Raw genomic sequence first — 7,031 nt, 5'->3', positions numbered from 1 at the left:
TGAGGAGGCCTGTCATGCGCTGTTCCGGGGGTGATCGCGGCATGGCGGCCGCCTTGCCGGGCGCTAGCGGAGGGGAAGGGAAAATGGCTGAGTCGACAAGGAACCGGGTGCGGGGTTCCAGGCGCAGGTTCGCGCAGCTTTTTTAGCCGCTGATCCCCTGTTTCGCGCATCTCGTCGCATCCCGCTGGAAGACACGCGGCGCCCCGCCTACAGTACACACATCGACAACCCGCACGCAGCAAGGAGCCAGGCCATGAACACCCTCAAGCACATGGAAGCCGTCTTCATCGTCACCGCCGCCATGGCCGTTTCGGCCAGCTACCTGGGCGGCGCGATTCCCGAGGCGCAGGCCCGGCCCTACGGCGCCAACCCGGACGCCATCGCCACCTCCGGCAAGGTAGCCGTGGTGACCGTCACCGCCAAGCGTCTCTCGCTCGCGGAAAAGGCGGCGCCGATGCTGGCCAGCCGCTGATCAAGCGGAGCGCCGCGCGGCCGAGTGTTGCGCGCCCGCCCTGCTGAACTGTTTCAGTTGTAAGCATCTGCTTCAAAGCCCCATTTCCCCAGGCGGCAGCGCTATATTGAGTCATCCGCTTTTGGATCTGGAGACCGAACATGAAACCCACTCTCGCCCTCGCCGCCCTGATCGCACTGGGCGCCGCCACCGCCCCGCTGCCATCGCTGGCGCAGACCCACTTCGAAGTGGTGATCGGTTCAGCGCCGCCGGCGCCGGTCTACGAACGTATCCCCGGCCCCCGCCATGGCCATGTATGGGCGCCGGGCTATTGGGAATGGCGCGGCCATCGCCACGCCTGGGTGCCGGGCCACTACATCGCCGCACGTCCGGGCTACGCCTACGCGCCGCCGGTGTGGCGCCAGGGCCGCGGCGGCTGGTACCTGGAACCGGCGCGCTGGAGTCCGTACGGCCAAGGCTACCAGCCGGTCTACGCCGGCGGCCGCGACCGCGACCGTGACGGCGTGCCCGACCGCTACGAGCGTCCGCGCTACGACCGTGACCGCGACGGCATCCCGGACCGCTACGAACGCCAGTACCACCACGACGGCCGCCGCGACACCGACCGCGACGGCGTGCCGAACCGCCACGACCGCGACCTCGACAACGACGGCGTGCGCAACGAGTACGACCGCGACCGCGATGGCGACGGCGTGCGCAACCGCTACGACCGCCGGCCCGAGAATCCCTACCGCTACTGAGCAGCGCTCGCCGGTATAGATACGAGAATGCCGCCCTGGCAACCGGGCGGCATTGTCGTTTCCTCCCTCCGGCCACAGTAAAAACCGGTTATGCTTCGGGCCATGACCGACCTCGCCTCCCTGCAAGCTGCCGCCTACAAGGCCGAAGCCGCCGCCAGCCGCCAGCTCGCCGAGCGGACAGGCATACCCCTGGAGGCGGCCTTGCGCGCCACGCTGACCCTGCGCGCCGGCGCGGCGGGGCTGGAACAGCTGCTGGCCGGGCGCGAGGCGCAGCGTGCGCACGCGGAACGGCGCGCCGCGGCGCGGCAGGCGAACGCCGATGCGGCCCGCACGCGCCGCATCGGAAGCAGCGCCTCGGCCTGGAACGCCTGGTTCGACGGCTCCGCCCGTCCCAACCCGGGCCGCTGCGGCATCGGCGCCATCCTAGAAGGTCCGGACGGCCAGCGCGTGGAGTTGTCGCAGGACGCGGGCTACGGCAATAGCAGCGAAGCAGAATACCGCGCCCTGATCGCCCTGCTGCAGGCGGCCGTCCTGCAGGGCGCCTCCAGCCTCGCCATCCGTGGCGACAGCCAAGTCGTGGTGGACGACGTTAACGGCCCGGAATGCGCCGCCGCGGCCGCGCTGCGTCCTTACCGCGAGCAAGCCCGCGCCCTGCTGGCGCGCCTGCCCGGCGCCACCGTGCGCTGGATCCCGCGCCACAAGAACACGCGGGCCGACGCCCTGTCGCAACGCGCCTTCCCGCCTGCCTTACCGGAACTTCCCGCATGACCGCCCTTCCCGCCGACCTGCCCGGCTGGCGCACCAAGCTGGCCGCGCTGGCCGCCGGCCACCTTGGCGCCGACGGCGCCCACGACGCGAATCACCTCGACCGCGTGTGGCGCAACGCCCAGGCGCTGCTGCCCCACCACCCCGAGGCCGATGCGCTGGTAGTGCTGGCCGCTTGCTACCTGCACGACCTGGTCAACCTGCCCAAGAACGACCCGGACCGCGCCCAGGCTTCGCGCCGCTCGGCCCAGCTGGCGCGCCACCAGCTCGGATGGATGGGCTTTCCGTCCGAACGCCTGGACGCCGTGGCCCACGCGATCGAAGCGCACAGCTTCTCGGCCGCCATTCCCGCGCAAAGCATCGAGGCGAAGATCGTGCAGGATGCCGACCGCCTCGACGCCCTGGGCGCGGTCGGCCTGGCGCGCATGTTCTATATCGCCGGCATGATGGGCAGCAGCCTGGCCCACCCTGACGATCCGCTGGCGCAGCGGCGCGCACCCGACGACCGCAGCTATTCGCTCGACCACATCGCGGTCAAGCTGGCGACCCTGCCGGGCAAGATGCAGACCGAGGGCGGCCGCCGGCTGGGCCAGGAGCGACTGGCCTTCCTCGAGTCTTTCCGCGCCAGCTTCGCGGCCGAGTGGCTTGGCGATGGGTGAGCAAATGCGCGGCTTGAACGGATTGCCGCAATGCTAATATAGGCGGATTGCCCACCATCCGAGGTGTTTCCCCGTGCCTGATTCCCGATTGACCGCGTCCCACCAATCCCCTGCCGGCACGGGCAGCCTGAACTTCATCCTGGTCTGCATCTTCATCGACATGCTCGGCATCGGCCTGATCGTGCCGGTGATGCCGCTGCTGGTGGGCCAGTTCGTGGAGGGGCGCGAGCAGCAGGCGCTGTGGTTCGGCGCCCTCTCGACCGTGTTCGGCCTGCTGCAATTCTTGTTCATGCCGGCGCTGGGCGCCCTGAGCGACCGCGTCGGCCGCCGGCCGGTGCTGCTGTACTCGATGGGCGGCATGTGCCTGAATTTCCTGATCACCGCCTGGGCGCCGAGCCTGGCCTGGCTGTTCGTGGGGCGCGTCATCGGCGGCATGTCCTCGGCCAGCATGTCGGTGGCCTCGGCCTACGCGTCCGACATCTCGACCCACGAGAACCGCGCGAAAAGCTTCGGCAAGATCGGCGCCGCCTTCGGCCTCGGCTTCATCTGCGGCCCGATGCTGGGCGGCCTGCTGGGCGACGCCGGCCTGCACCTGCCCTTCTATGTGGCCGCGGCCCTGTCGGCCGCCAACCTGGTCTACGGCTATTTCCTGGTGCCCGAATCCCTCCCCCCAGGCGAGCGCGAACCGCTCGATCTCGCGCGCCTGAATCCCCTGTCCGCCCTGGTGCGCCTGCTGCGCCGCCAGGACATCCGTGGCCTGGTGGTGGTGATCACCCTGGTGACCTTCGCCCAGATGATGCTGCAATCGACCTGGGTGCTGTACACCACCTTCCGCTTCGACTGGACGCCGCGCGACAACGGCATCGCCATGTTCTGCGTGGGCCTGGCCTCGGCGGTGGTGCAGGCCGGATTGCTGGCGATGCTGATCCGCCGCTTCGGCGAGATGCGCCTGGCCGTGCTGGGCATCGGTTCGGGCGCCATCACCTACATGCTGTACGGCCTCGCCACCCAGGGCTGGATGATGTACGTCTTCATCCTGTGTAACCTGCTGGCCTTCGCCGCCGGACCGGCCCTGCAGGGCATCGTCTCGAAGGCGACCGCGCCCGACAAGCAGGGCGAGCTGATGGGCTCCCTGCAATCGATCGCCAGCCTGGGCGTGATCGTCACGCCCCTGGTCGGCACCGGCATCCTGGGCGCGGTCAGCCACCTGCCGTCGAGCGACTGGCGCATCGGCAGCAGCTTCTTCCTGTGCGCGGCCATGCAGGTGGTGGCGATCGCCGTGGCGAGCCATTATTTCCGCACCCATCGGCTGCATCACAGCTGATGGATTCCATGGTCCTGGCGGCGGTGCTGTTCGGCGCCCTGTTGCACGCGTCCTGGAACGCCATGCTCAAGGCGCGCGGCGCCACCGTGCACGCGGCGGCGTCCGTCACCGGCGGGGCCGCCCTGATCGGCGCCGTGCTGCTGCCCTTCCTGCCCGCGCCGGACGCCGCCAGCTGGCCCTTCATCGCCGCATCGAGCCTGCTGCAGGTGCTCTACTTCGCCTTGCTCGCGGCCACCTATCGCGGCGCCGACATCAGCCACGTCTATCCGCTGATCCGCGGCTGCGCGCCGGTGCTGGTGGCGCTCTGCACCGGCTTGGGCGGCGGCGAGATCCTGCGCGACGGGCAGTGGCTGGCCATCGGCCTGGTGTGCGCCGGCGGCGCGGCGGTGTATGCCGGGTCGCGCGGCAGCGCCGGCAACGGCAGGGCCGTGCTGCTGGCCATGGCCACCGCCGTCGTGATCGCGGCCTATACCGTGGTGGACGGCGTGGGCGTGCGCCGCTCCGGCGCCCCCGCCGCGTACACGGCCTGGCTGTTCATGGTGACCGGCGGCGCTAACCTGCTGCTGGCCTGGCGCCGCCTCGGCGCCGCATTGCCGCGCTACCTGGCCGACCACCCAGGATTCGCCCTCGCGGGCGGGGTCGCCAACACCGCTTCCTACGGCGTCGCGCTGTGGGCCATGACCCATGCGCCGGTGGCCGTGGTGGCGGCCCTGCGCGAGACTTCGATCGTGTTCGCCGTGGCGATCGCGGTCCTGGTGCTGCGCGAACGGGTCGGCCCCGGGCGCGTCGCCGGCGCCCTCCTGATCGTGGGCGGCGCGGCCGCCCTGAAGCTGGCCTGAGGGATCAGAACTTCATCTCGAGCGTGGTGCCCAGCTTGACGCCTGCGGGGTAGAACCAGCGCCGTTTTTCCAGGCCGCGCACCGGATCGAGGTAGCTCGGTTCGAAGGCATTGTCCTCGCCCAGCAGGTTCGAGAGCGCCACCCGCAGCTGGGTGTTCGGATTGAAGATCCACAGTGCATAGCTGTCCAGGTCGGTACGGGCGACACGGTAGAAGCCCCGGTTCGCGGCGACCTGCACGAAGCCGCCGCGCCGGTGCGCCACGCTGGCGCCCAGCGCCAGGGCGCCGGACTTGTAGTCGATCCCGAGGTTGGCCGTCAGGGGCGTCTGCTGCTCCATGCGGTTGTCCGGGCCCGGCACCGAGTCGACGCGCGACCAGTTGCGGCTCACGCTGGCGCGCAGCTCGATCGCCGGCGCCTCCGCGAACACGGCTTTCAACGGGAACTTGGTTTCCAGGTCGATGCTGCGCATGGTCGCGCGGTCGTCGTTCACGGGCGTGAAGATCCAGCGGAAACCATCGAAGTAGATGTGGTTGCTGGTGTAGTCGCTGATGCGCCGCAGCGCGCCGCCGACCGAGACCATGGCGCCCTCGGCCCAGTAGTGTTCCCATGCCGCGTCGATGCCCCAGGCCAGTTCCGGTTTCAGGGCCGGGTTGCCCACGAAGTCGGCCTCGGTGGCGCTGTTGTTCTCCCAGGCCGAACGGCGCGGCACGATGCTGTCGAGTTCCGGCGCCTTGTAGGTGCGGCTCAGGGCCAGGCGCAGCTGGTCGCCCTGCTTGCCGTCGTGGCCCGGCAGCTTGTACAGGGTCTGCACGACGGGACTCAGCACGCTGGAGCGCACGCTCACCGGCTCGACGGCATTGCCGGACACGCGCGTGCGCACGCCTTCCCAGCGTGCGCCGAGGTAGGCCGACCATTGCGGGCTGATGGTCCATTCGTCCTGGGCATAGAAGGCGGCGCGCCCGACGCTGGCGCGGAACTGCTCGTCCAGCAGCTGGCCGGGCGCGAAGGGACGCACCCGGTCGCGTTCGGCGCGGATGTCCGAGCTCTCGTTGAAGCGCAGGTCCCAGCCCATGGCCAGCAGGTGGCCGCGGCCCAGTTCCCGTGTGGCCTTGCCGGTCGAATTCGCGCCCCGCGCGTGGGTGTCGGAGAGCGTGCTGCCGTCGGTTTCCGCAAGCCCGTCCGGACCGAGCCCTGAGCGGCGCACGAACATCTTGCGCGACGACCATTCGGCGCCTAGCTTGAGCTCGAGCTTGGTGCCGGCCGCGGTGTCGCGGGTCCACTGGAGATTCGACGTCAGCATCCTGTCGTCGAACTCGCCGAAGGTATGCAGGTCGGGCGTCTGCGGCGGCCGGCCGAGCAGGGCCGTCGCCACCAGGTGGCCGTGGTTGCGGAAGCTGCCGCTGGTGAACACGGTTTCCCAGCCGACGGTGTCGCCATCCTCCAGGGTCCAGTTCAGGCGCGGGCTCAGGTTCAGCCGGTTCATGCGGCCGTCCTCGACCGCGCGGGTGCGGCGCAGCATGTCGGTGATGCCGCCGGGACGAATGTTTTCCTCGCTGCCGCCCCAGGTGCGCGACAGGCCGTCGTGGTTGCCGCTGGCCGAGAGCGACCAGGACGACTTGTCCGCCTGCTCCGCCACCTCGGTGCTGAAGCTGGGACCGCGGAAGTCCTCGGACAACAGGTAGCCCAGCTTGGCTTCGCGCGTGCGCTTGCCGCCGCGCTTGCGCAGCACGATGTTGATGGTGCCCGCCACCGATTCGTTCGAGAACTCGGCGCTTGCGACCCGCAGGACTTCGATGCGCTCGATCAGGTCCGGCGAAAGCGTGTCCAGGGCGAAGCCGCTAGGGGTGCGCTCGCCGTTCACCAGGATCTGGGTGTAGCCGCTCCCCAGGCCGCGCATCCGCACTTCCAGGCTGCGCCCGCCCGCGGAGGTGACGGTGACGCCCGGAATGCGCTTGAAGACATCGGCGACGCTGGTGTCGCCGTAGCGGGCAATCTCCTCGCGCCCGACGACGATGCGGGACGCGGTATCGTCGCGGCGCGGGTCGTAGCCGGCGGCCGTGCCCTTGACCTCCACCCGCGCCGGCGCTATGGCGGCGGCGGATTCCTGGGCTTGGGCGGCGCACGCCAGGGACGCTGCCAGGGCGGCAAACGACATGGAAAATGCAGGATGAATAGGTGGCATGGTCTTCTCGTCTCCTTTATAAATGTGGAAACAATATATGCCATGGATGA

The 7,031-nt window shown here is 69.8% G+C and carries 7 protein-coding genes; 6 read left to right on the top strand and 1 reads right to left on the bottom strand.

The annotated features are described in order from the left end of the window. Positions 1-253: 253 nt before the first annotated feature. From KBW98_RS06275 to KBW98_RS06250, 6 genes are all read left to right on the top strand, one after another. Complete coding sequence (locus KBW98_RS06275; RefSeq protein ID WP_211519265.1) at positions 254-472, top strand: hypothetical protein; 219 nt, start codon at positions 254-256, stop codon at positions 470-472. 140 nt (positions 473-612) lie between these two features. Further along, positions 613-1,212 (top strand): YXWGXW repeat-containing protein, encoded by a 600-nt coding sequence (locus tag KBW98_RS06270; RefSeq protein WP_211519264.1) that lies wholly within the window; start codon positions 613-615, stop codon positions 1,210-1,212. A 102-nt stretch (positions 1,213-1,314) separates the two neighbouring features. Further along, on the top strand, positions 1,315-1,980 hold the full coding sequence (locus KBW98_RS06265) for a ribonuclease HI family protein (RefSeq protein WP_211519263.1): 666 nt from the start codon (positions 1,315-1,317) through the stop codon (positions 1,978-1,980). Then, positions 1,977-2,636 (top strand): HD domain-containing protein, encoded by a 660-nt coding sequence (locus tag KBW98_RS06260; RefSeq protein ID WP_211519262.1) that lies wholly within the window; start codon positions 1,977-1,979, stop codon positions 2,634-2,636. The genes KBW98_RS06265 and KBW98_RS06260 overlap by 4 nt, the downstream gene beginning before the upstream one ends. 88 nt (positions 2,637-2,724) lie before the next feature. Further along, positions 2,725-3,960, top strand: a complete 1,236-nt coding sequence (locus tag KBW98_RS06255; RefSeq protein ID WP_211519261.1) for an MFS transporter — start codon at positions 2,725-2,727, stop codon at positions 3,958-3,960. Then, the gene (locus KBW98_RS06250) at positions 3,960-4,799 is read left to right on the top strand and encodes an EamA family transporter (protein ID WP_211519260.1); all 840 of its coding nucleotides are present in this window, start codon (positions 3,960-3,962) and stop codon (positions 4,797-4,799) included. The genes KBW98_RS06255 and KBW98_RS06250 overlap by 1 nt, the downstream gene beginning before the upstream one ends. 4 nt (positions 4,800-4,803) lie before the next feature. Here KBW98_RS06250 and KBW98_RS06245 read toward each other — a convergent pair whose 3' ends face one another. Further along, positions 4,804-6,954, bottom strand: a complete 2,151-nt coding sequence (locus tag KBW98_RS06245) for a TonB-dependent siderophore receptor (protein WP_211519259.1) — start codon at positions 6,952-6,954, stop codon at positions 4,804-4,806. Positions 6,955-7,031 lie beyond the last annotated feature (77 nt).

It is taken from the genome of Massilia sp. ST3, from assembly GCF_018119405.1.
Classification (GTDB): Bacteria; Pseudomonadota; Gammaproteobacteria; order Burkholderiales; family Burkholderiaceae_D; genus Telluria.
This window is presented reverse-complemented; position numbering and strand designations above follow the sequence as displayed.

Excerpts from the sequence above, each read along its gene's own strand:
- KBW98_RS06275 (WP_211519265.1), top strand. The coding sequence starts at position 254 with ATGAACACCCTCAAGCACATGGAAGCCGTCTTCATCGTCACCGCCGCC.
- KBW98_RS06270 (WP_211519264.1), top strand. The coding sequence starts at position 613 with ATGAAACCCACTCTCGCCCTCGCCGCCCTGATCGCACTGGGCGCCGCC.
- KBW98_RS06265 (WP_211519263.1), top strand. The coding sequence starts at position 1,315 with ATGACCGACCTCGCCTCCCTGCAAGCTGCCGCCTACAAGGCCGAAGCC.
- KBW98_RS06260 (WP_211519262.1), top strand. The coding sequence starts at position 1,977 with ATGACCGCCCTTCCCGCCGACCTGCCCGGCTGGCGCACCAAGCTGGCC.
- KBW98_RS06250 (WP_211519260.1), top strand. The coding sequence starts at position 3,960 with ATGGATTCCATGGTCCTGGCGGCGGTGCTGTTCGGCGCCCTGTTGCAC.
- KBW98_RS06245 (WP_211519259.1), bottom strand. The coding sequence starts at position 6,954 with ATGTCGTTTGCCGCCCTGGCAGCGTCCCTGGCGTGCGCCGCCCAAGCC.